Origin of the sequence: Pseudoalteromonas sp. TB64, from assembly GCF_000498095.1 — a bacterium.
GTDB lineage: Bacteria > Pseudomonadota > Gammaproteobacteria > Enterobacterales > Alteromonadaceae > Pseudoalteromonas.
On record NZ_AUTQ01000173.1, the window covers coordinates 1 to 26,768 of the forward strand.

Here is a 26,768-nt window from a genome sequence, read left to right on the forward strand (position 1 = left end):
TAGGGCGTGTTGATCTTTGCGGTATAAAAAACAAACAGCATGAGGATAAGGTATAATTGAATTCGCTAAAAAACGTTACACCGAACCCTCATGCCAAGATTAATGTTAACAGACGCGACATGGAATGTCTTATCAAAAGTAATGCACTTAAGTGGTCGAATTTATAATAAGCCTGAGCATAGAAAAACGCTCGAAGGCATACTCTATAAGATGCGTACCGGTATTCCTTGGCGAGATTTACCGTCTTATTTCGGCTCGTGGAGTGCTATCTATAGACGATTTAATTTATGGTCCAAAAAAGATATTTTGAATGAATTATTTCGTGTGTTATCCCACTATGCTGATATGGATTGGATCTTTATTGATGGCAGTATTGTCAGGGCTCACCAGCATAGTTGCGGTGCAAGAACCGCTGGCAATGAATCAATCGGTAAGAGTCGAGGTGGCAATTCGACTAAAATTCATCTTGCAGTAGATAGCGGAGGATTGCCTGTTTATTATGAATTATCCTGTGGAAATACGCATGATATCGTCCATGCAGAGTCACTTGTAGACAATTGCCCAACGAGTAATGTGGTTGTCGCAGATAAAGGCTACGATAGTGAAAAACTAAGAGAGTTTATTCGTGATAATAGCGCTACACCCGTTATTCCACGCAAGGATAACAGTTTAGTGGGTAATGAAGATATTGACTGGTGCATGTACAAATATAGGCACTTAGTTGAGAATGCCTTTGGTCGGATCAAACAATATAGAGGGATAGCTACAAGGTATGAAAAGCTTGAACGGAATTATCATTCCATGCTCGCTTTAGCATTTACTATGATGTGGCTACCAATGTGGGCTGATTAATATATATACTACAAAGATCAACAGCCCCTAATCGGTCTTCAATTACTTTTGGTGTGTTATCTCGATTAATAATAGCGTTGCTCGATATTGCACAAATGCTGTGCCATTCTCGACCGCCAAACCCTTGTTGAATTTTGCCAAACATTTTTGGAAGTAACTGCGGCGCATTATGTTGCATTAAGCTTTTTAATAGCGCTTGCTGTAACTCAACCTGCTTTATTGGCGATGGCATACCTTGCCAATTACCACGATAGCTGCGGCTCCATTCTTGATGTTCGTTTATCGACACTTCACCGGTAATGCTTTTAGATTCAATAAGAATAAAGCCGTAGGTGTATACAATAAGGTGGTCTATTTGTGCGGTTTCGTCATTATGCTTAAATTTTACATCATTAAATACAAACACTTGATTATGATCTTTAAACGCGCGGCGTAAATAAAAAGCCACGTCGAGTTCTTGTTTTTGACCTGCTTGTATTTTAGCTGAGTTGCTGGTGATGAGTGTTTTATCTTTTAAAATCATGAGGCATCCTTTCAATCATGTATATGCTTAGAATATCATTGAAGTACCGAATATGAATACTTTTTAAGAGTAATTTTTAGTTGTATTTTTAGGTGTGGTAAATGCGGGCGTATGTAAAAATTTTATTTAAAGTATCACGTTAAAGTAGGTGGTTGCTAAGTGAGTAATTGAAGCTAAAACCAAAGCGCGATGTAAAATCGCACCTACGGTTTTATTGATTGCGGTGTTTGCATTGATGTAGGTGAGGTTTTATAGCATCCATGGCGTTTCATAAAAAGCCGAGAGCAAAGCGCGATGTAAAATCGCACCTACGGTTTTGTTGAGTGCGATGCTTGCATTGATGTAGGTGAGGTTTTATACCTCGCTTATGCCTTTGCATACTTTAAAAATAAACATAAATACATCTACAATTTAAAGCTCAATCTTAAAATACCTAACCTTAAAATACATTTAAATATTAAATATAAACACTACACAAGATTGATTTATTATCCAGAATTTAGGTTAGTTACCAAGCGTAATAATTTGACCCTGCAAACTGGGTTGCGTGGCTATGCAATCTTGAATTAACTCAATTAAGGTATTTGTAGAGCTACTTGGTGTGCGTGAATGCGACCACAAGGCATAAATAGGGCGAGAGGGTAGCGTTATATTTAAATCTACATACTCAAACTGATGTTTACTGGTTAGGCTTGCTACTTCGCTCATTGGTAATAAACCCGTTCCCACACCCGATTGAACGAGTTGGCGTGCAATGGTTATGTCGTAGCAGTAGGTTATATTTTCAAATTTGTTTTTTAACTCGCTAATAAGTGCCGGCGATAGTTGTTTGTTGGTGTAGGGTAAAATTAATCTGTTTTTAGATTCACTTTGTTTTTTAACAACTAAAGCAGTGGCAATTGTGCCTAAACGTTTTTGATAAAAGCTTGAGTCGTGCTGCTCTCCCACTCTTATGGCTAAGTTAAAGCGTTGCTGGCTTAGTTGGCTGTTCATGTTGCTTGGATAAATATGTAAATTTAGATGCTTTTGAGTTGTTTGAAACGCTGTTATTGCGGGTATAAGCGGCCCAGAAATAATATTTTGTGGGCAGAGTAGGTAAAATTCTTCTACTGTATTTTGCTTATTAATTACCTGATTTACTTGCGACGAAAGTGATAACACATTTTCTGCGAGTGAATCGTAAATGTGTTGCCCTGCTGCGCTAAGCACTATTCCCCGAGCGCTACGTTGTAATAATGGTGTGCCAAGTTTTTCTTCTAGAGTTTGTATGCGCCTCGATAGCGTAGATAAATTTAAGTTAAGGTCTTTTGCTGTTTGGCTCATGCTTTTACGGCGGGCTAGTTCTATAAAAAGATATATGTCGTTTAGCATCTTATTTTCTCAAACTTAGTTTGCATATTGGTCACTATTTATATTGCCACTATAAAAATATAGTTACGACCTCATTAGCATTAACTATTAGGAATCGAATGAAAGTTCATTTTACATTTACAGTGTTGTTTTCGTTTTGTATGTCGTTTTTACTTTCGGCGTGGGTAACGTACATTAACTTAGGTTTTACGGTAACGTTTTATCATACCTGGTTCAATGCATTTGTTAATGCATGGCCTGTCGCTTTTGTTGTGGCGTTTTTAGTGGCTTCGCCAATTAGAGTTTTAGTCATTAATTTTTTTAAAAATAGAGAGGCTTTATGATTAATATAGTGGCAAAAATAACCCCCAAAGCGCATTTGTTCGCCGAATGTAAAGCGCATTTACAGCATATTTTAGTACCCACTTTAGCAGAGCCTGATTGTATTCGATTTGAGTTATATACCAATACTGAGCAGCAATGCTTGTTTTTAGTCGAACAGTTTTCTTCGCAAGCTGCGCTTGATGAACATTATTTACAATCGTATGTAAAAAGCGTTTTTTCTTTTTATGAAACAGCACTTGCTTGCCCTGTCGAAATAAACAAGTTAGTGGCGCTTGAGAAATTATAAATTTATATTTGGTCTATTTTAAGTAATCCATATTTAAATGATTTACTTAATGGGAGCTAAGTAAGTCATTTAGTTGCGCAGTTTAGTTCTTAGAGTGTGCTTTGGTTGCCATTGCCAGCGCGATATTAAGTAAAAGCTACGCTTTTAAACGCCAGCAAGCAGCGCGTCTACAGGTGTTTAGGTCAGTTTTGGTTGTTAACGTTGGCTGGGAGTTACAACTAATTACTTAAAGTTAAAAGCCAAAAGCGCGATGTAAAATCGCACCTACGATTTTGTTGAGTGCGGTGTTTGATGTTGTTTATTTTTTTGTAGGTGAGGTTTTATACCTCGCATGGTTTTTTTAATCTGTGCGTTGGTGTGGGTTTGGACAAGCGCGATGTAAAATCGCACCTACGGTTTTGTTGGGTGCAGTGTTTACGTTTTTGTAGGTGAGGTTTTATACCTCGCAGGGTTTTGTTTAATCTGTGCGTTGGTGTGGTGTTAGATAAGCGCGAGGTAAAATTGTATCTACGGGTGCTTAGGTGGGCTATCGATCTCGAAATTTCATTAATTTATCATAAGTAAGTTATATTTTACTTATGATGTTTAGGTTTGATTTTATTGCCTATAAGTAAGTTGTGGTTAACTTATGGGTGATAAAAATACATTTAAACTTAAAAGTAAGTTATATTTGACTTTTGGTTGGGCTAACTTAAAATAAATCGTATAAGTAAACTATGGTTGACCTTTAATGAGCGAATTACCAGCAAAAAAAACACTTGGAAGAGTTGTTAAACGCACTGAAATGCCTGATCTATCAAAGCCATTTTCGTCGGTGCGACTCGCTAAAGCGATTACTTCAAAGCGGACAGGCATGAAGCTTACGCTGGTTGATGTATCGCAAGCACTTAATATTTCAAAGCCCACGCTGATAAAAATAGAAAAAGGTGATGTTAATGTGCAGTTTTTTAATGTGCTTAAAGTGATGGAGTACTTGGGATTGTCGTTTAGCCTTGTTAGTGATGACGCGTCACACCACAATAACAGCGCAGAGGTGAGCGATGAGCAGTGGTACTAAGATTAACAGCTTAGATGTGTTTATTGGTAATACACAAAAGATAGGTGAGATAACTCTCAATGTAGGCTCTGAAAATGAAATTTCATTTAGCTATGAGCCCGAGTGGATTAATAAGGGGTTTGCTATTTCACCACACTTACCGCTCAATGGTCATTTTAACTCGCGTGCTGTGCGTAATTATTTACAAAATTTATTGCCAGAAGGCAAGGGCCTTGATGAGATTATAAGTAGTACTACTATCTCTAAAAATAATACGTTTGGTTTAATTAAAGTAATTGGCGAGGAAACATCAGGCGCTTTGTCGTTTAGAGTAAGTAGCAGGGCTTCAAAACAAACATCTTTTCGGGAAGTAACTCATGACGAACTAAGCCAAAAACTTAAACGGTTTAAACAAGTCGGCGAGTCAATCACCCTTTGGGATGGTCGGACTCGGCTCTCTGTTGCTGGCGTTCAAGACAAGCTAAACCTACTCGAAATCGATAGTAAATTAGGGTTTGGTGAAGGGGAGCTATGTTCCAATAAAATTTTTAAATTTGAAACAGGTACAGCTCCTTTCATTGCAGTAAATGAACTATTTACGATGCTTTTAGCAAAAGAGTCAGGGCTCAATGTTCCCGATGTAGAATTACGCACCTATGCAGATGTAAGGGTATTTGTAATAGATCGCTTTGATAGGCGCGTTACGCAAGATCAAAACCATGTATTACGTCGTCATATTATTGATGGTTGCCAAGCCACTAATTTACCTCCTTCTTATAAATATGAGCGTCAGCATGGTGATGAAGGGGAGGGTATTTATATTCGAGACGGCGTTTCTTTTGATAAACTCTTTAATATTGAAACAACGAATGTACAGGCGTATGAGGCTCAGCTTATTCGCTGGATGACATTTAATATTTTAGTACGTAATTACGATGCACATGGCAAAAATATCAGTTTTTTTGTTGGTAAAAATGGTTTAGAGCTTACGCCGTTTTATGACTTGGTAAATATAGAAGCGATTATTGAGCAGGGAGGCATTGACTGTGATGAGGATTATTTACAGCCCCAAATTTCAAGGTGTTATGCTATGTCAGTGGGTGAGCATAATTCACAAAGTGCAGGCAATTTTACTAATGAGATTACGGCTTATATGTTAGCTGATTTTGCTGATGAATTTGCTATTTCACTACCACGGATGCAACTACTTATGAGTCAAACCGTTGACTCTGTATTAGCTGCAATAGATGCGGCTAAAGTTTCTGCCGTTAAAAATAACTTATCTACTGCTGAATTAGCACACATTGATTTATGCATAAAAATAATTAATGAAGCTGCAAATAAGCTGAGTGAGCAAATAATACAATTACCAAATATGGATGCATTTATTTAAGTTTGAAAAATAAATACATGCATTTTGAGTGAAAAATTCCTATCTTGGCTACCATCGCCAACGCGATATAGGTGTTGTAAATTACAAACCAAAAGCGCGATGTAAAATCGCACCTACGGTTTTGTTGAATGCGGTGTTTGTATTGATGTAGGTGAGGTTTTATACCTCGCTTTAAAATATATTTTTATCGCAGAAAAGTGAATTATTGTTCTCGATGTAGCGAGCCGAAGCTTTGTACCTTTGGTGATAAAAAGTGTTGTTGCATGAGCGCTATATAAATTTGTGCCTACGTTTTTGGTGTATAAATTTATATAGGTGGAGTTTTATAACTCACATGGCGTAATTTTGCTCTTTAAGTTTTAATTACTAAAATGCCTTAGTTAACAGTAACAGCACTAGCCAGTTATATGTATAAATGAGGTTACTTTAAACAGGGTATTTTAGTTGTGTTATCAACGAGGCATATTCGGAGGGTACCAAATATGCCTTTAACTACTAAATTGTGAACAGAAAGGTTTGCGTTAATAAAGGCAGTATCTCTGCTTTTATTGGTATTGGTTTACCATTGCTGAATCGCGTTGGATCAACGCTAATGAATCCCCAAAACTGTAAGCAGCGATTTATAAATCGAGATTCTATTAATAAGCCCAGTAGAGTTTTTGAATCATGATATTCACTAGGCGTAAGTTGCAATAGTAGATCTGGAAATGCGGTAGTTACTTCTTCAATTAACTTTTCAATCGAACTGTGGCTTTGTATTCGCCAAAGCATGAATAGCCAAAAATCACGTAAATCCAAATCATCGGGAAAACTGTCGAAGTAAGCCCAATTATATTTTGTGGTTGCAGCTTCAAACATAGGTAAATAAAAGGCTTTAAGACCATGAGTTTGATACTGCTTTTGCGCTGTCTTTTTTATATGTAAACGCCCACTTTTATTGTAAATAATGCCTGCTGCAATCGCTAAAGTACGTGTGTAATGTAGCGCATTAAACTTATCTTCATTACTACCAGCAAACTCACTAATACTAACAGGGGTAGAGTATTCGGCAACTGCAAATTTAGGAAGTAACTCTGTAGCTTGTTTTACTAATTTAGCTGGTAAATTGCCTTTGCTTGTTGTTTTAAATGAACCACCTTGTTGCATGGCTTCGTCAATAATCAACGCTAAATAACACATTACAGGGGACGTTGATAAATCATCTGGAGTATTAATTATAACGCCTTCCAGTTCGCTAAAGGGGGCGTATATCCAATTGTGCATTTGGGCTGGCGAAAGCCCAGCAAAGTCTGCATTAGCTTTATTATTACGCTCTGTATTTTTATGCTGTACCACAAGGTTTAGTTCATCAAGGCTTAGCTCTGGGCTCATTGCTACAGTTTGGGCTATATCGTCAAATATTGAGGCATGCTGTTTTGATATATTATCCATACAGCAGTGTTTATATTTTTTACTGCTGCCGCAAAAACAAGGATCGTTTCTTCCTGGTGCCATTTAAAGTTACCTTTAACCCTGCTACATTTTTAATTATATTGACTTATTATACTCAAATCATTTAGTAATACCCAAGCCTCAATTTTAAACTAACCCTTACTTATCGATGAGTTATCAAACAGAGTTCTATACTTGGCAAACACCAAGTGCTTAATCTTTTTAGGTAATGCTTTTAAAAGCGATGCTTGGATATGAACGAGCTTTTATCGCGTTTAGATTTATATTAATTATTTGTTTAAAGATAAGTGAAATTGAGAGTTCTGATTCCTATCGCCAGCGCAATATTAAGTAAAAGCTACGCTTTTAAATGCCAGCAAGCATCGCGTCTACAGGTGTTTAGGTCAGCCTTGGTTGTTAACGTTGGCTGAGAGTTATAACTAATCACTTAAAGTTAAAAGCCAAAGCGCGAAATAAATTCGCACCTACGGGGTCGGTGTTTTCTGCTGGGGTTGGCATTTATTGTAGGTGAGGTTTTATACCTCGCTTTTACTTTAAAACAGTGAAACCAAGTCATATGAGCGCGATGTAAAATCGCACCTACGAGTTCGGTATTTTCTGCTGAGGTTGGTATTTATTGTAGGTGAGGTTTTATACCTCGCTTTGCTTTTAAAGTATTAAAGCCACGTTACATAAGCGCGAAATAAATTCGCACCTACGGTTTTGTTGGGTGCAGTGTTTACGTTTTTGTAGGTGAGGTTTTATACCTCGCTTTTACTTTTATAGCATTAAAGTCATGTTACATAAGCGCGATGTAAAATCGCACCTACGGTTTTGTTGAATGCGGTGTTTACGTTTATGTAGGTGAGGTTTTATACCTCGCTTTGCTTTTAAAGTATTAAAGCATTGAAGCCACGTTACCAGAGCGCGATGTAAAATCGCACCTACGGGTTCGGTAAAAAAGCGTGCAACGCGTTATATAAATGCCATACACGAAGCTCTTAAGATGCGTTAATTGTATTAAATGTATGTTTATATTTTATATAATCACTTATATTTCAAGTAACAAAGCAATTAGCTCTGCATTTTTAGGATCAAAAATGACTAAATGGATTTTACTAATATTAGCTACGGTGTTTGCAGCTAAATTACATGCTGTAGAAGTATATTCTCAAGCACGTTGCGACAGCATTAAAAAAGAGCGTGAAGCAATTCGTTCTAAATTTAGACGTGGTTATAGCTCCGTAGAAGGTGAGCGTTTAACTGCGCGCGATAAAAGTTTATTTATACAGCTAGCCGAGCATTGTGGTAAAGCTAAAAAAGCGAGCAGCTCGTATCGGACTAGTTCTGTCCGCTCTACTAACAGTAATTGGCTACTTAACCAAAAAGTGTCAGGTATGTCGTTACATAGTGATAGTTACCGTGACAAAGCAAAACTTGATGCTTGGTCTAAGTTTTACACATTGCCAAAGCGTTGCCGTAAAAAGGATATGGCGTCTGCTGATTTTGTTTGGTGTAGTGAATACAGAGGTAAGCAAAAAGATATTTTTGAAGCACAGTGGAAAGAGCAGTAATAAATATGCTTAAAACAAAGCTGCGTGTGTTGTTTGTATTTTTTGTGTTGTTAATTGCATCGCTTTTTATTGTGAACCACTTTACTGGACGGGTATTTAATTACCATGATCCTATTGGCGAACTTAAACTCATTTATAATAATTTAACGTCGCAACCCGTTACAGAGCCTTTAATTACAAAGCCACCTTTTAATATAGGTACAGTCGCATTACAAAATACGCCTAAACATGGCTACAACCATTTATCACAAACTGATAATACAAAGTGTGTGGATGTATCGTTAGGTGAGGTTAAATATAAACGTAATGGTGATATTTACACTTGGACCGATAATGAAGGTATCCCGCATTTTAGTGATAAAAAACCAGACTTTGCAGTAACAACTTACGATACGCGTTTTGCTGAGCCGCTTGATTATTTTGATCTTACTTTAAATACGCCTAACTTACCTTCGTCGTTTAACCAAGAATTACGTATAAAACTCAACACAGTATTTAAAGTATATGGTCAAATTATAGGTGTACACGCACTTAAAAAAGTAAAATTAAATCTTACAGTTCTTGCTACTCGCCATTCTTACGAAGCTAGAATAAAGCAACATGGTGGCGATCCTACTAATTCTATTGGTATGTATTTTAATTCTAGTAACTCTGCTTTTATTGATTATCGTAATGTACAAAGTGCAATGCGTACGTCGGTGCATGAGGCTGTGCATGCTATTAATCGAGCGGTGCTAGGTAATACACCTAGATGGTTAAATGAAGGACTTGCTGAATATTTTGAAGATACAAAAAATAATATGCAAACTGGGATTGTAGAGCCAAATTCTTCATGGGTAAAAAATAACAGCATAACTAAAAATGTATACTCGCTAAATAAATTACTTAACTCTGAAAACATATGGCGTAAAGGCGACAGCTCTAAGCTTTATAGAAGTAGTTGGGCTGTTATTTACTTTTTAATGGATACTAAAAACGGTAAAGCCTTACTCAAAAGTATAATGCTTGAAGAACAAAAATCACCCTGTAGTAAGCTTGCCGATGGTGTGTTTAAAAAAATGGTGTATGAGCAATATCCTAGAATTAATAGCCATTATTCTCAGTGGTTAAGTGCGCCTTTAAAAACACATAACTTTTAATTATTTATAATAGCTACAAGCGCGAAATAAATTCGCACCTACGGGTTCGGTGTTCACGTTGATGTGTGTTTTTGTAGGTGAGGTTTTATACCTCGCTTTTACTTTTAAAGCATTGAGCCACGTTACATGAGCGCGATGTAAAATCGCACCTACGATTTTGTTGAGTGCGGTGTTTATGTTTGGTAGGTGAGGTTTTATACCTCGCTTTTACTTTTAAAGCATTGAAGCCATGTTACATGAGCGCGATGTAAAATCGCACCTACGGGTTTATTGAGTGCGGTGTTTTCTGCTGGGGTTGGTATTTATTGTAGGTGAGGTTTTATACCTCGCTTTTACTTTAAAGCATTGAAGCCAGGTTACATGAGCGCGATGTAAAATCGCACCTACGGTTTTGTTGAGTGCGGTGTTTACATTGATGTAGGTGAGGTTTTATACCTCGCTTTTACTTTTAAAGTATTGAAGCCACGTTACATGAGCGCGATGTAAAATCGCACCTACAGGTGTGTTGAGTGCGGTGTTTATGTTGGTATTTGTGTTTTTGTAGGTGAGGTTTTATACCTCGCTTTACTTTTAAAGCATTGAGCCACGTTACATGAGCGCGATGTAAAATCGCACCTACGGTTTTGTTGAGTGCGGTGTTTACATTGATGTAGGTGAGGTTTTATACCTCGCTTTTACTTTTAAAGCATTAAAGCCAGGTTACATGAGCGCGATGTAAAATCGCACCTACGGGGTGGGTGTTTACGCTTATGTTTTATGTGTAAGTACCAAACAAAGCTATTAATACAGAGTGAGGCGAATAAAGTGGGTAATCGCCTTATTAAATAAGGCAATTACCGAATTTTAAACTTATTCTTTAGTTTGCATATTTTTAGCGCGTTCTTCTGCCTCAATTAATGCTTGAGATTTTGGGGCGCGTTTTTTCTCTTCTATTACTGGCTTTTCAGTTGATTCAGGATCCCAACTTGAGTCTAACGATAAGTTGGCAAATGGGTTGCTGTTGCCTACTTTAGCTGGCTCTGGTGTTTCTTCTATTTTTGTTTCTATTTGCTCAGTTTTAGTTGGCTCAGCTGCTGGCGTAGGTTTTACTTTTTCTCCAGGTAATGGTGCTTCTGGATCAAATACACGTACTTCAGGCTCTTTAAAGTCATGTTCACTATTAAATGAAGTTGCTTGTGGTGCTGGTGCATCATCTGGCGAGTGTAAATCTACTATTGGTTCATCAGGCGTTACTGGCTCTGGATCAGTAATAACTGGCTCTACAACTGGGGCTATGTGTTGTTTACGTTGCTTTTTAACAGGTAAAGCTTCAGGGTCGAATTTACGTACTTCTGGCTCGTTAAAATCACTGGCGCTTTTTATGCGCTGTAAAGTGGTTTTAGCTGCCGCTTCAAATTCGGCTGTATTCGGTTCTGGTTTTTGCTTTGTTTTGGTAAACGTTGCGTCACTTGTTTTATCTAAAGTATTTGTTTGTTCTTCAATACTTTTTTGCTCTGTAGTCGCTATTTGAGACTCAGGCTCTATTTCGTCAATTTGATTTTTTGCCACAGCAGTTGTAACAAGGTGTTCTGCTTTTGCTTCAACGTTTTCTACTTCAACATTTTGAGTAACATCGTTATTTAAGAGTGTTTTTTTAGCATCTGTTGGCTCATCAGTTACGTATGCTGTTTGCGTCACTGGCGTTATAACAGGCTCTGCAGGTGCTTGCTCTGTTTCTGGTTTATCAGTATGTGTATTTAAAGGCGCACTTTGTATTACTGGATCAGACTTTATCGGCTCTGGCTTTATTAGTTCAGGTTTTATAGGTGCTTTATCTTTTTGTAGATTAACCACCGATACTTTGGCGTTTGATGTTGCCGATGAATTTGCATCTGGCGCTGCAGTTGTTGGCTTAATAGGCACTGTTGTTGCAGGCGGCGAGGTGTCTTTATTTTTCTTGGCGCGACGTAAACGTACTATTACCATAGCGCCAATAAGTACCACTATAACCAGTATTAAAGTGGGTAAAAGTAATGAGCTCGGACTTTCGGCGATTGGTGCCGGCACCGGTGTGTAAACAGGGGCTGGCTTTACCGCCGGTTTAGGCGCTGAAGCTATATTTTCAATTGGCGTACTTTGTGTTTTTACCGGTTTATTTACTTGTTCTGATAGAGCATCGTCTGACTTTACAGAAGGGGTATTTAGTTCGGTATTTTCTGTGCTTGTTTGTGTGTTAGCTGCGTTTAACTGCTCGATCACTTGTTGTTTTTGATCATCGGTTAAGTTTATAGCCGCATCAGTTGGTTGATTTGTTACTTGTGTTGTATCTGTTGTTAAAGTTGAGTCTATTTCTGGAATAGGTGCTGGCTCTACAATTTGTGGTTGTGGCTGCGTTATTATTATAGGTTTAGGTTCAACGATTTCTGGTTTAGGCTGAGTTTTTACTTCTACAGGCTTGTTACAGTTTTTACTGTAATCGCGCGCTGCACTGCGGTATTTAGCGCTTGTTTTGTTATTACTATATTGCTGCATTTCTTGTTTTATAAGTATGCACATAGCTGAATTATAAGCAGCGCTGTTAAAGCTGCTTAATAAAGCAAAACAAAGGGTAAGGCGTGTTAATAAAGTTATCATAAAAGTTAATAGCACTTAAACATCAATAGTTTGATTTTAAGCGCAAAGTTAAAAATTATCTAGGGCAAGTTAACTTATGTTAGTTAGTCAATTACCATTAAGCTGCGATATTCATCGTACGCAAATTGGTCGGTCATGCCGCTTATATAATCTTGAATTAATCTACAACGGTAATAAAACTCGTATGCTGCAAAGTGATCGGGCTCTTCTTGCATTGCATCTATTGCATGTTGGTAACTATTTAAGTGCTTTTTAGAGAGCTTTTTAACAAGTCGTGACTCTATTAATAAACGTGAATCGCCATTGAGTGCGCGCTTAAAGTCATCCTTGTTTAGTAGCAGTAATGGTTTATAACAATCGAGTAAACCATTAATAATACGATACCCTTGTAGTTCTAATTTTTCGACTTCTTTGTTTGAAAATACATGCTCAAGCGCTACCTGTTTTAGTGTTTTAGTTACGGCATGTAGATGGCTTCTATCTTCTAAAAGCGCTTGGTTAAAATCGCCGTGGTAAATAGGTTCTATATTTTCGATAAAGCGTTTTGCGGCGTGATTTACTAGCGGATGTAGTAATGCAACGCGCAAATATATAAAAAATTCACTATTAAAATTATACGGTTGTGCTTGTGCACGCTCTAGTGCGTAGTCTACGGCTTTATCTACAAAATTTTGATGTTGAGTGTCGTCAATTAACAGGTTTATTAATACTTTTTTGTAACTGAGTTTAAGTTTTTCGCACAACAACTCAGTGCTTATAATGTCTTTTTCTACGGCGTCTTCTATGTCGGCTAGGCAATAGGAAATATCGTCGGCGGCTTCCATTATGTAACTTGCAGGATGGCGGCAGTAAGGCTCAATAGTGAGCTCTTTTTGCAATGCCTCAACAAAGTTTTTTTCGCTGTAGTAGTAACCCACTTTTTTCATTAAGTAGTTTTTATTTTGCGGTATGTCTTTTGTATCAAGCCCAGCAGGGCGAGTGTATTTTAAAATACCGGCGCTTTGGCTGTAGGTTAAATTAAGCGTTTGCAAAGAATGAATTATACGTATGCCTTGAGCGTTGCCCTCAAAGTTACAAATATCGAGTGCAAGGTGTTTAAAAACAACACCTATACCGGTGTTTGGCTCTTTACAGCGATCGGGTGTTACGCTTGCTAGGTTGTTGTTAAACCAGTGGTTAATAGCCGCTTCACCAAAGTGCCCAAATGGCGGGNGGGTTGCCTATGTCGTGCATTAAGCAGGCCATTTCTACTAGGCTTTCTAGCGGGCGCTCTAGCTCGGTTAAGCCGTAATCTTTTTGTTGCTCGTAGCTTAAATTAGCAAAAATACGTTGCACTATAAAACGACCAACTTGTTGAACTTCAAGCGAATGGGTAAGGCGAGATCGTACAGCTGCGTTGCGCTCAAGCGGAAACACTTGTGTTTTTTGCTGTAAACGACGAATAGCTGCGCTATTTATTATTCGACCACGATCGCTTTCTAGCGCCATTTGTAAGTTTGCTGTGGTGCGGTACATACGCGCTGGCGTTATTTTTTTACTAAAATCTATGGTCATCTTTGTCCTTTTAAACCCGCTTAAATGCTTAATTTAATCTAAAGTGTGTAAATTAAACTTGTTCGTTTTATTGTTGTTTTTACTTTATATTAACCGCATATTCATATAGCCTTAAGGGACTATTGAAATCATTTCTTTTTCAGGGAGTTAAAGCCGTTTGGCTTAATAAGCATGATGCGTCCACTATCCCATTTTTATATATTATCAGTCTGTATTTTAACCTGCGCATTATCAGCGTGTAATAGCACACCTGAAAATACTTTAAACAATAATCTATCTGTTGCAGAGCAGCAAGAACTTAGTGCGCGAGCTGATGCACTGGCTGCTCGTGGCTTTTATCAAACTCAATTAGGTAATATTAATTATTTAAATGCGCGTCAATGCAGTGAGTTTAATTTACAAAGTCATCGGGGGGCTATTCGCTTTCCTGAAAACTCACTCAAGGCGGTTATTGATTCTCTCGATAATAATTTTGATGTGATAGAAATTGATGTACGCATTACCCGTGACGATGTGTGGGTTGTGCATCATGATGCTCACACAGGGCGAGAAACCGGTACTGTTGATAACAAACGGCGTAAAATAGAGTCGATTCGTTACACTAAAGAATGGGGAACTTTACGTCATCGCGATCAAAACACGGGGCTGTTAACCGCAGATATGCCACCGTCTTTTAAAGCATTGGCGAGTACGTTTTCGCGTTATCGTAAATCGCATCAAAAGCTAAATATTGAAATTAAATCGCGGGCATCTGTCGATGATTTAAAAATGCTCGACTACTTGGCGTATAAATATGTTGGGGCAAACAATTATTTTTTTAGCAGCTTAGAAATGCGCAATTTAACGCGCCTACGTGAAATAAATCCCGATGTGTACATGATGTTTATTCAATCTCCTTCAAAGGTGTCTATGAATAAGCTGGCTGCCGATTTAAAGCGCGGGGCAGGGAGCGATCCTATTTATGAGCGCAATAAAGAGCAATTAGAAAGTATACAGTCGTATGGTAATCGTCGTCATCGTGAAACACGTTTTGATAGACCGCTAAAGTTAGATACGTTAACTAAAAAGTTAAAACGCAATTTTGGCTACGTGTTAGATATTCGTCATTATAAACAAAGTGCAGCCCAATTATTGCCCAGAGCTAAAGCGCGTGGCATTAATATTGCCACTTATTCTATTAATGGGCACGACTACCACGAACGCAGCTTATTAGCGCAATCAAGTATGCTACGCCCTAATTCTGTAATAATAGATGACACGGTATATGGCTTTTGTTCTGTGTTTGGCTTGCCTGCGGTTAAGCCATACCAAGGTGATAACGCTTTTGCTAAGCGTATAGCAAGTATGCCCGATGATTTAGATTTAACGCGTTTAGATGAGCTATCTAGTTATCAACAGAATCAGTTGTATCCTGCCACAGGTGGGCATTTAAAGTCGCTTACACCGGTTTCGCATACAAAAAAAGCGTTACACATTTCAAATGCGCCAAACCTTGAAATAGGTAAACGAGAGGCTGATGAAGAGTTTAGTCTTGAGACTGACCCTGTAGTTGAACTTGAACTTCGTAAAAAATAACAATAAGACGACTCATAATGAAAGTAACCACTAAACCATCATGGTGGCATTTTTTAATGCTGCTATTAGCTACCTTGTATTTATTACCAGAGGCTATTTTTAATGCTCAGTTAGTGTCTTTAGTCGGGCAGGGTTCTCCCTCAGCAGAGGATTTAGAGCACCTAGAAATATACGGGCGCGCTGTATCGGGAGTTGGAGTTGCATTGCTATTGGCTGACTTTTTACCAAAGGCGATGGTGGCTAAAGTAGGGCGAGGCATTATTTCACTAATAGCTTTAATATGCTTAGTATGGCCGGTGGTGTTTTATGGTCAAAAGTATGTAATAGAAAAAACATTAATTGAGCCTTCTTCACCAGAGCAACGCCAGTTTGCAGTTTATAGTGCGGCGCTTAGAGACGCTTTAGCTATTAATTCAATTAAAATTAATGGACTTGATTACAAAGCTGATGAGTTACATAGCTCAGAAAACTTAACCTTTTTAGCACTGTTTGGTGGGTTGTTATACAGCGACGCGGCTTTATCTGACAACCTTGAACAAGATAAACGCAAAATTATAGCTTCTTTTGTTCAAAAAAAGGCTTACCAAGATTTTGACCAACATTACACGCAGTACAGTCAACTTTATAATGAGTTAGTTGGTCAATATAAAATGTATGCCAATGGGAGTAAAAAATATAACCAAACATTAGCCGGAATTGATCAGCGCGAACAAGGCTATTGGCAACAAATTGAGCAGCAAGTAAATGAAGGTTGGGAAAAGTACCAGCAAGCACAAAAAGCACATATTGCTAAAGCGTCTGCAAGGGCACAAAAATATGGTCCTAAAATTTATAATTACCATGAAAAAATAGCTAAGTGTTCAGACCGATATAAAAAAAGCAGCCAAAAAGATCGCCTTAGTAAGTGTTACGACAGAGCTGGCGCAAATTATCGCAGTGATATTTTAAAAGCAGGAATTGACTATATTCCCCCCGATTATTGGTTAATTGTAGAAGATATTTCGGCGGCAGAAAACGCAACTAGCAGTATTTTAATGGGAGTGCTTACCGGTGGTTTTTATACTGCGTTGCAGGCCGTTAGCCTTGCAAGCGGTGGCGATGGTGGCATAAAAGACAAACGTTATAAGTACACTGACGATCCCGATCATTACCAGATGCTATTTTTAAAGCACCCTAAATTTACACAGATGTTTGTTAACGAAACGGGTTACGAGTTTAATATTAATAGCTCATTCGCTTTTCGAGGTCATGACACAACAGCTAAAAAGCTACGAGCACACTTTTTAGCAAAGGGATTAAAACTTAATAATAATTGGAAGATTAACGACCGACCTGAGTTTGCCCAAGCAGTTGCCAATAAAGTAAAAGCAGAGGCTAACCGACAATGGAATAGTGAGATGGCAAAGCACAATTTAAGCTTATCACCAAATTTGTCGTGGGTAGCGTTTCAGTTAAACCCACAAATACAAGCTAAAATTTCAGATCGTATGGGTAACTTATATGTAAAAAACATACGCGCTGATTGGAATAAAAAAAGCTTCAAAGAAAAGGTGCTCGATCCAAATATCGAAAAGCGTACCGATAAATATTTAGCAATGCTTAACAGTTCAAAGGGCAAGTTTGTAGATGGTGGTGAGTATGCTCAATATGGTAAACAAGCGCTGCGCTCGGTTATTATTCCGCCTATTTCTATGTCGTTGTCGTTATTTTTAATCTGTTTAACCTTTAGCAAGCTACCACTTAAATTGTGGCGCCTTATTGCTCCACCTAAAAACACAGATAAAAAACACCCTATTACGATGTTACAAAAACTGATTATGCCGTTATTAATTTTAATTTTACCGGTGATATTTATAAGCAATACTTTTACAAAAGATGAGCAGAGCCCAGTTAATTACTTTTTAACTAAAGTAGAGGAGTCGAGCAACCCTGTATTTAGTTACGCAATTCGTTGGACTTTACATGCTCAACCAGTGCTGCACCCTTTAGGGCTCGCATTTGAAGATAAGTTAAAAATTTATCAGCATTTTTCCCCATTGAGCAATGCGTTAGCTAACGTTGATATTTTACGCCATAGCGATACCTCACTTGATGCTGAACAGCAGCAAAATAGGCAATATATGGTTGAACAAAAAACCAAGTTAACAATTACCACAAATGTGCCAAATGCGAACATACGCATTATGAACATTGGGCCTAAATATCGTTCGGGTATGGTACTTAGAGCGAGCCGCTATGATATTCAAATATCAGCTGCGGGTTATAAAACGTATCGCCGTTGGCATCAAATTGATGCGGGTGAACAAACTCTTTCTATTGAGCTAAAAGCGCAGTGATTATGAGAGAGAAGATGATGTTGCTAAATACTTATGGCGTGTTGTTCTTTTAAAGTTAAAGGTTTTTAATCTGGGGACGATTTAATTTATGCGTTACTTCAACGTTGAGAAAATAGTTGAGTAAATAAATACGCCCCAATCTATCAGTTTGTATCATAAAGTAACAACTTGCTTTAAAATAATTTTTTGAGTAATTGTTGTGCATTTTAAGGTGTTTATAATGAAACAGTGGATTTTAAAGGCAGTATCAATTTGCCTATTATTAGGGATGAACAATGCGTTTGCTGCAAAAGAGCAAACAGTGGTGCTTATATCAATTGATGGTTTGCGTTGGGATTACATTGAAAAACACGGAGCACCCAATTTAAAAGCAATGGGTGAGCGCGGTGTACGTGTAGAAAAGCTAATACCTGTTTATCCAACTAAAACGTTTCCTAATCATATTTCTATTATTACGGGCTTACTGCCGGTAAATCATGGCATTGTTGATAATAATTTTTGTGATAAAGCACGTAATAATGATTGCTACAGCATGGGCAAAGCGTTTGGCGATAGCACGTGGGTAAAAGGTATTCCGCTGTGGAATTTAGCAAAAATGCAGGGGCTTAAGTCGGCTACTTATTTTTGGCCTGAGTCGGATGCATTATTTAATGGTATGACCCCAGATTATTACTACCACTATTCTAAATACAGCGATTACCAAGACCGAGTAGATCAAATTGTTCAGTGGTTAAGTTTGCCTAAAGCACAGCGTCCACGTTTTGTGGCAAGTTATTTTTCACTTGTTGATAGCATGGGTCATAAGTATGGACCAGACGCACCTCAAACACGCGATGCAGTTAAACAACTTGATGAATTAATGGGGCAATTACAAACACGTTTAAGCAAATTAGAGCAAGACGTAAACCTTGTTATTGTGTCGGATCACGGTATGGCGAGTGTAGACCCTGAAAAAAGCATTGATGTAACAACACTTCCTCAAGATGAAAACTTTTTAGTTAAAAACACCGGTCCACGTTTACTTATATACACTCAACCCGATGCAATAAATGCCGATATAGCCGATATAGCCGGCTATAAAGCTCGTTTACAAAAAGCAGCAAACGGGCGTTATACCGTTTTAACTGACGAGCAATTAGCAGCGTATCATTATAATAAAGGTACTCGAGTGGGCGATATTGTTGTGCAAACGACAGCGCCAGCAGTGTTTACAAACTCAGGTAAGGCACATGGTTTAGGCACACATGGTTATGCTTATACCGATGATATGGCAGCATCATTTATTGCTGTTGGTCCTGCGTTTAAGCAAGGTATGAATATTAAAGAGGTAAGTAATCTTGATATTTACCCAGTACTTGCAAAGGTAATGGGGCTAAAACTATTAAACAAGGTAGATGGCGACGGTAAAGCGTTAATGCCTGGTGTTAAACAAAAAATGGTTGTGCATTAAGCCGATCGGTTTTGTGATATTTAAAGCGGCTAATAGCCGCTTTTTTTATGTTTAACTGGAGAGTTATTTAAGTTCATTACCTGTGTTAGTTATCCGTACTAGTTATTCATACTAATTAACAGTGCTAGTTCTCCTTACTAGTTCTCCTTATTAGCTACATACACTTATAGTGCTAGTTCTCCTCACTAGTTACATACACTTATAGTGCTGGTAAATCCGCGTTCGTCGCTTGTTAAAGTAAGTACAAGTTGGTGGCGCTCGCATATTGCTTTTACGGTGGCTAAACCTAATCCAAACCCTTCTTTTTGCCTTGCGGGGTCGCCCCTATAAAAACGCTTAGTGAGTTGTGATAATTGTGTGGGTTCTACGCCTTTGCCATTATCGCTAATATTTATATGATTGCTGGTAAGCGTAATGTGTATAGTTGCTCCATTACCTGCGTATTTAATAGCATTCTCGGCTAGGTTAAATAAAGCCTGAAAAAGTAAGTTTTTATCGCCTTGAAGTACTAACTCCCCCTGATTAATTACGTTTATATGTTGCTGATTTTGCTGTGCACTGGGCTCTAATATGTCTATTAAGTCATTAATAAGTGTTTGGCAGTTTATAGGTTCTAACTTTAACGGAAATTGCCCGTGCTCAAGGCGAGTCAATTTAAGCATGGCATCAAAGGTATGTAATACGGTATCAAGCTGTTCTATTTCAAGCCCAAGCCCAAGCTCTGGTTGTTGCACTGCTTGGCGCTCTAGTTGTAAGCGCAATCGAGTAAGTGGGGTTTTTAAATCGTGCGCTATGTTATCGGTAATGCCTTGCACTAAGGCAAAGTTTTCTTCGATGGTGTCGAGCATGGTATTAATATGTTTGGCTAGTTTTACAAACTCATCACCGTGTTGTTTATGCACTACACGCGCCGATAAATCGCCTTTTTGAACTTGTTCTACTACGTTATTAAAATAATTTACACGCCTTAAATGCCTGCGCGCAAAAATATAGCCAAACACACAGGTAAGTAACAAGCTGACCAAACAAGCCCAGGTTGCAATGGTTTTAAATTCAGTAATTAAGCGGCTTAAATGCTCGGTGGCTGTGGCAATAACAATATTGCCATGTTTGGTGTTTACAATACCGGTGGTAAGTAGCCTAATTTGCCCACGTTGGGTGTCGAGCACAGGAAACTCAAGGGTGTTTGGCAACTTTGGAATATCGTTAGGTAAAAAGCTTAATTGCTGAAATTGCTCGTCATCGCTTTGCCAAAATATTAAAATTTCGCCCTCGTTACGAAATACCGCTAGTTGCTGAAAAAAAGAGGCTTTATCAAATTCATTAGCAAGCCCTTCAATACGAACTTGCTCGGCGTTTAAGCGCCTTTCTACTTGGCGTGTTTGCTCGCCCAATAACAGTTGATATATAAGCACAACGCATAGCACTAAAACAACCGATGTAATGGTGGCAAACGCGAGTGTAAGTCGCCATACAGAACTAAAACGCGGGTTAAATTGTTGCCAAAGGTTGGAGTTAACAATCATTATTTTGCTCTACTTGTAATCGGTAGCCAACGCCTCGTATTGTTTCTATTTGTACTTTTGCACCAAGCAATGTTAGCTTTTTACGTAACCTTGCTATGTGTACATCTATTACATTTGTGCCAGGGTCAAAATTATATTCCCATACCGACTCAAACAACAAAGTGCGCGTAACGAGTTTATTTTTATGATCGAGTAAAAAATGTAAAAGTTTAAATTCTTTAGGTTGTAAGTTAAGTGTTTGCCCAGCTACATCTGCTTTGTGATGACGAAAATCGAGGTTTACGTTTGCTAAACTTAATGCGGTTTGCGGTGGTTGGTTATGAAAAGGGCGCTTAATTATGTTCTCTACACGAATAGCCAATTCCGAAAACGCAAAGGGTTTTATAAGGTAGTCATCGCCACCTGCTTTTAAGCCTGCAACCCGGTCGTCTACTTTATCTAACGCCGAGAGTATTAGCACAGGTGTTGTCTTACCTGTTGCTCTAAGCGCAGCAAGTACTTGCAAACCATCTAGCTTTGGTAGCATTCGGTCTAGTATAATCGCGTCGTGCTCTTCGCATGTGGCAATTAATAATGCTTGTTGACCGTCTTGTGCGGTATCTACGGTGTAGCCTAGCTCGCTAAAGGCTTTGTATAAAAACTCGCGGTTTTGTTTGTCGTCTTCAACCAAAAGTAATTTCATTAATTGCCCCAACGCAGTAGTGGTAGGTTTTTACCTGTTGCGAGATCAATGGCTTTTTTATGACGCCCTTTTAACGATACAAATGTAGCAACCATATAAGTTACGCCCATATCTTGCTCAAGTTGAGCTTCTATTAAGTATTGTGTTTGTGTTGAATCTAACGACTGGACAAGTTGATACATGCGGTAATTTTTTTTACGCATTAATTTAGCGGCTGCAACTTCGTCGTCTTCATCAAGCTCTGGCGGGGCATATTCAAGCTCAATTAGTTTACCTTTTACATCAACTAGCAATTCAATAAAGCGATTATGTTTTTGCTCAAAAAGTGTTACCTCGTAGGTGGTTTGTCCTTTTTCGAACTCTAGCTCAAACTCTACAATAACGGCTGTATTTAAGTATTCGGTTTCTATATTTTTTAAAATACTTTGTGGTGATGGCTCGTTTGCATTATTAAGTTTGTCAAAAATTGCAGAGCTGCTTGCATAGCACAACCCGCTGCAAAAAAATAAGGCGCTCAAAAAAATATGTTTCATGTAAGTATGCTCTTGTTTTAATGTGTTTAGCCTACCAAATAAGAGAGCTAAACACATTTATTTAGTCGTATGATTTATTCTTTATATCAGCGCTTTATATTGCTACTAGTCATCTAAAACGCATGCTCTTACTTGGTTGCTTGCAACCCATTGGCATTCTAATTCTACAGTTTGATTTAAATATTGCGTTAATGAGTTATCTTCACTTATATAACCCCAAAGCGTTGCTTGCTGATTTTGATTTGCCGACACTAAACCGGTTAAGTTAATCTCACTTGTATCGTCCTCTAGTTCAACTTCGCTTACGCTGTTTTGCTCATTGTTATAAGTGCCTTCAAGCTCAACCCACTGCCCATCTAGGTTGTTAACCGATAATCTATCCTCAAATACAGTTTGGCTATTAAATGTAAATTCAATGCTATTTATTGTCGCTATATTTTGCTCGTAACTCACAACACCGGCTACCGAAAACTGCTGATTAGTTGTATTTGAGTTGATGTTTGTTGATTCAAATTCTATTTCTTGAGCAAGTAATTTATTATCGGCTTGCTGCCATACACCATCTACCTCAACAACTTGACCAACAACAAGATTGGCTGTGGTGCCATCTTCAAATTGAGTTTGATCATTAATGCTAACCTGCCACTGCGAGTTTAATGTTATTAAGCTCATATTGTTATTTACAAAGGTGATTACGCCTTCAAGCTCGGTGTCTATATTATCGGTAAAACTAAGGCTTTGCTCTGCATCAACCTCGGTTGCGGTAAATATTGCATTATTATAAAAACCTTCAACCTCAACAAGTTGACCATTACTTAGTGTGCCGTCTATCTCAGCTTGTTGGTAGTTAATAACTAAATCACCTAAATTAAATGTGCGCAACTGCTGGTTTAAATTGGTAATACTGCCTTGCACTTCAAGCTCTGATTGGCTGTTAGTAATAGGGGCTTGGNTTGGTAGGTAACCGTTAATGAGTTTAATGAATGACTGTAGCCACTTATTTCAAATAATTGCCCTTGACTAAAGTCACTGCTGTTTAAGTTACTGAGTGTTATTCCTGCAATATTTACTTGATCATTTTTTATATTAATAGGACCTTTAAATACGGGGTCGTAATCTATTTCAGTTGCGCGGGCACCATTTGTTTCTACTTCTACCATCATCCCTTGTTTTATATTAGCAAGAGTTGCGTTGTTGCCCTCTATTTCTACTTCTGCTGAGCCTGCTGCAATAATATGATCGTTTACAGTAATTGAATCCGACGTTACACCTGTTACTTGCCCAATGATCACACTTGGTAAATTAGCTGAAGCAGTTAGCTCGTTGTTGTCGTTATTTGACGAACTACTGCCGCATGCTGTTAACGCAAGTGTAATAGCACTTAATGAGATTAGTTTTGCTGTATTTTTAATTGATTGGTTGGTCATGGGAAACTCCAAGTTAATAACTATTGCTGATGGAGTAAGTGTACTTAACCATGTATATCAAGAAGGTGGACAGAACATTAATTTTTGTTAATGTTACAAAAAAGAGCGCCGAGGCGCTCTTAAGGGAAGAATCTTTACAAGTAATAATTATTTAAAATTAGCGATACTTGTTTTTGTTGCTGTAACAGTACGAATTGCATACGACTCATTAGTTACACCAAACGGGTATCCACTAACTGTCCAATTAGGATTAGAAAAGTAGTCGTACTGTGTTGCACTACCAAACACATGTGGGTAGGCCATAATACTTGCAAATACGTTTTGTTGACCATGACCCATACCGTCAGTGTAAACACCACCTGAGGTATCGCCTTGCTGACGCGAATGCGCTAAACCTTGGTTGTGACCTAGTTCGTGTAAAAATGTAGTTGCGCCACAATCAATCGCACTAATTGAATACATGCGGCTGCTCATTGAGCTATATAAGTTACCATTGGTACCTTGACCAACCCATGCTAAACCACACGAAATAAGGCCGTTACCAGCGCTTTGACCTGTGCCAAGTACAGCAACCATATCGGCTTTCCAATCGTCACGTAGGTCATTTACATAAGCGCTATCAGTGATCGAATCTAACCATTCTTCTGAAGGGGTTACTGCGTAATCGCCTAGGTTTTGTTTACCAACAAGGCGCAAGGTAATATCTACACCATTTTGGCTATATACTTGATTACTAAAAGCAATTAGCTGACTTATTTTCGTATCAATATTACTTGTTGCTGCTGCTGATTGGTCAGTATATAAAATACCAATATCAATTGTTTCAGCTTGTGCAGCACTTGCCATACATAATGCAGTTGTTATAGCCGCTGTTGTGATTATTTTTTTCATTGTTGTATTTCCTTACTTTTTTTGTGGTTGGAACTATTTTTAATATTTGTGATGCTGGTAAAGTATTCATTAAAGCTATAATTACGTTGCTTTTTATAGGTGTATCCACCTATTTTAAATATTTAATTAACCGTCTGTTTTGGGTGCAAAAATATCTACGCCTTTTTCTCTTTTTGGTTTTAATGCGCTAACGTCGTGTTCAATGTGGCTTTTATACAAATCGCGTTTAGCCGCTATCCAACCGTATTTTCCTTTACTTTCGAATACATAATTACCGCTTGGTGCAGTAAATTGCCCATATACAGCATCTTTTCCTACGGTTAAAACGGTGTTGTGCATTTGTCCGTCTACTCCGGTTACCTTACCAAATATGCTTTTATCGCCGTTTTCGGCGCTTACTACATTGGTTACTTCTGCGGTATAGGTTTCGGCTGTTTGAGGAATTGCTAAGTCAAAGTTCTCACCCTCTTTAAGGGCTTGAAGCGAGCTTAAATCAAACTCAACATAGGCTTCGTTGTGTAAGTCGGTTGGTAGTACTTTTGCGTTTATAAGCACTTGCTTGGCTTTATCTGATAGTCGGTTTACAGCATCAAACTCATTAAATGGTTCACTTTGTTCTACTGGTAGGTTTGATTTAACATTTATAGGATCTTTACTCATATCTATAGGTGCTGGTGCATGTGTATTTTTAGTCGATTGAGTATTAATAGGTACTATATCAATAGCAATTGGAGCGCTCGGTTCTGCTGCTTCATCGGTGTTAATAAATAGCTGGTAAATAGCAAATGCCGATAGTGGGATCACTAAAATAAAGACAGAAGAACGTTTCATTTGTTTCTCTTTTGGTGTTTTTGGTTAAATCGATGTTACGTTTTATAGTATAAGTTTGATTAGATCAAGTTAATAAATGTAATTAAAAAGTTTGAAGGGTTTGTTTTTCAATTCCTTATAAAATATAAGGATATTTATTTTTGGCATGTTTTATGAGCTTTTTAGTATTAGTTTTTTGTAGTGTTTATGCGGGGTTTGGGGGTTTTATAGGTACTTATTTATTTCGTTAAATACAATACTGAAATGTTTGTTTTTTTAGTTAACTTAATTGAAAAATAAAAGTGAATTAATTTCACCCTTTGTAGCGTAATGGCTAATTGCCAATAAATTATTTGCCACGTATGTTGAAGAGTCAAACATATTGCACAAGAGGGATTTATGACGCTATCTGATCAGTTGCTTAACCGAATTACTGCAGGGTTAGTTGCCGTAATTATTGGTTTTTCAAGCTCAATTGCACTGATTTACCAAGTGGTGATCACTCTAGGTGGCACACCTGATTTAGTGGCAAGTTGGATTTTAATGCTTGGTTTAGTCATGGGAACAACCTCAATTGGCTTATCATATTATTACAAAGTACCCATTTTAATTGCCTGGTCGACCACCGGGGCTGCATTACTTATTTCAAGCGCACAGGGATATCATTTAAACGAAGCGATAGGTGCGTTTATGTTTTCGGCTTTGCTTGTGTTTTTGTCGGGTATTACTGGCTGGTTTGAAAAAATAATGAACCGCATTCCCAGTGAGCTTGCCTGTGCCATGCTTGCTGGGGTATTGGTGACATTTGGTATTGACGTATTTAATTTTATGAACGATATGCCGTTAGTAATAGGCTTAATGGTGCTTATGTACTTTATAGGGAAGCGTTTTTTTGCGCGCTTTGCCATGCTAAGTGTGCTTATAGTGGGCGTACTTTTGTCGTGGAATATGGGGCATATTGATACAAGTACGCTGCACTGGAAAATGAGTGAATTTGCCTATATTGCGCCAGTATTTAATTTACAAGCATGTATTAGCATTGGTTTACCGTTGTTTATTGTAACAATGACCTCGCAAAATTTGCCAGGAATAGCCGTGCTTAAAGCACATAATTATAAAGCACCTATTTCAGCAACGCTTAATGTGACTGGGTTTTTAAATATTATTACTGCGCCATTTGGCGCGTATTCTATAAATTTAGCGGCAATTACAGCGGCTATTTGTATGAGTGAAGAAGCAGACAAAGCTTCTGATAAACGCTATTGGGCAAGCATTGCCGCAGGCGTGTTTTATATAATAATGGCGTTATTTGCCGCTACATTAGTAGGTTTAGTTGCAAGTTTACCGCAAGCACTTATTTTGGCTTTGGCGGGTATTGCGCTATTTGGCACTATTGCTAATAGCTTGCAACAGGCACTTAACGGGTCGCAATATACCGAAGC

General features: G+C 38.1%; 20 protein-coding genes and 2 pseudogenes. 11 read left to right on the forward strand and 11 right to left on the reverse strand.

Features of this window, described 5'->3' with window-relative positions; translation table 11 throughout:
• Positions 1-90: 90 nt before the first annotated feature.
• A complete protein-coding gene (locus L647_RS0114460) occupies positions 91-852 on the forward strand; it encodes an IS5 family transposase (RefSeq protein WP_024611512.1) in 762 nt (253 codons plus the stop codon).
• Between the two features lie 28 nt (positions 853-880).
• Here the strand turns inward: L647_RS0114460 and L647_RS0114465 are convergent.
• Positions 881-1,375: pseudogene (locus L647_RS0114465) on the reverse strand (nuclease-related domain-containing protein); the annotation flags it as partial.
• Between the two features lie 504 nt (positions 1,376-1,879).
• Positions 1,880-2,746 carry a LysR family transcriptional regulator gene (locus L647_RS0114470; protein ID WP_024611706.1) on the reverse strand — a complete coding sequence of 289 codons (867 nt, stop codon included), beginning with the start codon at positions 2,744-2,746 and terminating at the stop codon, positions 1,880-1,882.
• Positions 2,747-2,844: 98 nt separating this feature from the next.
• Here L647_RS0114470 and L647_RS01000000124295 point away from each other — a divergent pair, with 98 nt between their 5' ends.
• From L647_RS01000000124295 to L647_RS0114490, 4 genes are all read left to right on the forward strand, one after another.
• Positions 2,845-3,069 carry a DUF2798 domain-containing protein gene (locus tag L647_RS01000000124295; RefSeq protein ID WP_024611707.1) on the forward strand — a complete coding sequence of 75 codons (225 nt, stop codon included), beginning with the start codon at positions 2,845-2,847 and terminating at the stop codon, positions 3,067-3,069.
• Entirely contained in the window at positions 3,066-3,356 is a 291-nt protein-coding gene (locus L647_RS0114480) for an antibiotic biosynthesis monooxygenase (RefSeq protein WP_024611708.1), read from the forward strand. Before L647_RS01000000124295 ends, L647_RS0114480 begins: the two co-directional genes overlap by 4 nt.
• Before the next feature lie 730 nt (positions 3,357-4,086).
• On the forward strand, positions 4,087-4,413 hold the full coding sequence (locus L647_RS0114485) for a helix-turn-helix transcriptional regulator (protein WP_029880494.1): 327 nt from the start codon (positions 4,087-4,089) through the stop codon (positions 4,411-4,413).
• Positions 4,397-5,785, forward strand: a complete 1,389-nt coding sequence (locus L647_RS0114490; RefSeq protein WP_024611710.1) for a HipA domain-containing protein — start codon at positions 4,397-4,399, stop codon at positions 5,783-5,785. The genes L647_RS0114485 and L647_RS0114490 overlap by 17 nt, the downstream gene beginning before the upstream one ends.
• 495 nt (positions 5,786-6,280) lie before the next feature.
• Here the strand turns inward: L647_RS0114490 and L647_RS0114495 are convergent, their stop codons facing one another.
• The gene (locus tag L647_RS0114495; protein WP_024611711.1) at positions 6,281-7,279 is read right to left on the reverse strand and encodes an SEC-C domain-containing protein; all 999 of its coding nucleotides are present in this window, start codon (positions 7,277-7,279) and stop codon (positions 6,281-6,283) included.
• Between the two features lie 1,037 nt (positions 7,280-8,316).
• On the opposite strand from L647_RS0114495, the gene L647_RS0114500 reads away from it, so the two are divergent.
• Positions 8,317-8,790, forward strand: a complete 474-nt coding sequence (locus L647_RS0114500; RefSeq protein ID WP_024611712.1) for a hypothetical protein — start codon at positions 8,317-8,319, stop codon at positions 8,788-8,790.
• A gap of 5 nt (positions 8,791-8,795) precedes the next feature.
• Entirely contained in the window at positions 8,796-9,929 is a 1,134-nt protein-coding gene (locus tag L647_RS0114505; protein WP_024611713.1) for a DUF1570 domain-containing protein, read from the forward strand.
• Between the two features lie 849 nt (positions 9,930-10,778).
• Here L647_RS0114505 and L647_RS0114510 read toward each other — a convergent pair.
• Positions 10,779-12,542: a hypothetical protein gene (locus L647_RS0114510; protein WP_024611714.1), complete on the reverse strand. Its 1,764-nt coding sequence runs from the start codon at positions 12,540-12,542 to the stop codon at positions 10,779-10,781.
• An 83-nt stretch (positions 12,543-12,625) separates the two neighbouring features.
• Positions 12,626-14,096 (reverse strand): annotated as a pseudogene (gene dgt, locus L647_RS01000000124300) (dGTPase).
• A gap of 171 nt (positions 14,097-14,267) precedes the next feature.
• On the opposite strand from dgt, the gene L647_RS0114520 reads away from it, so the two are divergent.
• From L647_RS0114520 to L647_RS0114530, 3 genes are all read left to right on the forward strand, one after another.
• The gene (locus tag L647_RS0114520; protein ID WP_024611715.1) at positions 14,268-15,671 is read left to right on the forward strand and encodes a glycerophosphodiester phosphodiesterase family protein; all 1,404 of its coding nucleotides are present in this window, start codon (positions 14,268-14,270) and stop codon (positions 15,669-15,671) included.
• Positions 15,672-15,688: 17 nt separating this feature from the next.
• On the forward strand, positions 15,689-18,007 hold the full coding sequence (locus L647_RS0114525; protein WP_024611716.1) for a carboxypeptidase-like regulatory domain-containing protein: 2,319 nt from the start codon (positions 15,689-15,691) through the stop codon (positions 18,005-18,007).
• Between the two features lie 220 nt (positions 18,008-18,227).
• Positions 18,228-19,457 (forward strand): ectonucleotide pyrophosphatase/phosphodiesterase, encoded by a 1,230-nt coding sequence (locus L647_RS0114530; RefSeq protein ID WP_024611717.1) that lies wholly within the window; start codon positions 18,228-18,230, stop codon positions 19,455-19,457.
• 185 nt (positions 19,458-19,642) lie between these two features.
• Here the strand turns inward: L647_RS0114530 and L647_RS0114535 are convergent, their stop codons facing one another.
• The 6 genes from L647_RS0114535 to L647_RS0114570 form a co-directional block, all read right to left on the reverse strand.
• Complete coding sequence (locus tag L647_RS0114535) at positions 19,643-20,983, reverse strand: ATP-binding protein (protein ID WP_024611718.1); 1,341 nt, start codon at positions 20,981-20,983, stop codon at positions 19,643-19,645.
• Positions 20,973-21,665, reverse strand: a complete 693-nt coding sequence (locus L647_RS0114540) for a response regulator transcription factor (protein ID WP_024611719.1) — start codon at positions 21,663-21,665, stop codon at positions 20,973-20,975. Before L647_RS0114540 ends, L647_RS0114535 begins: the two co-directional genes overlap by 11 nt.
• The gene (locus tag L647_RS0114545) at positions 21,665-22,198 is read right to left on the reverse strand and encodes a PepSY domain-containing protein (RefSeq protein ID WP_024611720.1); all 534 of its coding nucleotides are present in this window, start codon (positions 22,196-22,198) and stop codon (positions 21,665-21,667) included. The genes L647_RS0114540 and L647_RS0114545 overlap by 1 nt, the downstream gene beginning before the upstream one ends.
• Before the next feature lie 105 nt (positions 22,199-22,303).
• Entirely contained in the window at positions 22,304-23,113 is an 810-nt protein-coding gene (locus L647_RS0114550) for a DUF5666 domain-containing protein (protein ID WP_024611721.1), read from the reverse strand.
• 659 nt (positions 23,114-23,772) lie between these two features.
• Entirely contained in the window at positions 23,773-24,516 is a 744-nt protein-coding gene (locus tag L647_RS0114565) for a zinc-dependent metalloprotease family protein (protein WP_024611723.1), read from the reverse strand.
• A 126-nt stretch (positions 24,517-24,642) separates the two neighbouring features.
• Complete coding sequence (locus L647_RS0114570) at positions 24,643-25,347, reverse strand: hypothetical protein (protein WP_024611724.1); 705 nt, start codon at positions 25,345-25,347, stop codon at positions 24,643-24,645.
• A gap of 378 nt (positions 25,348-25,725) precedes the next feature.
• Here L647_RS0114570 and L647_RS0114575 point away from each other — a divergent pair.
• On the forward strand, positions 25,726-26,768 hold a 1,043-nt coding region (locus tag L647_RS0114575; protein WP_024611725.1), incomplete at its 3' end, for a benzoate/H(+) symporter BenE family transporter.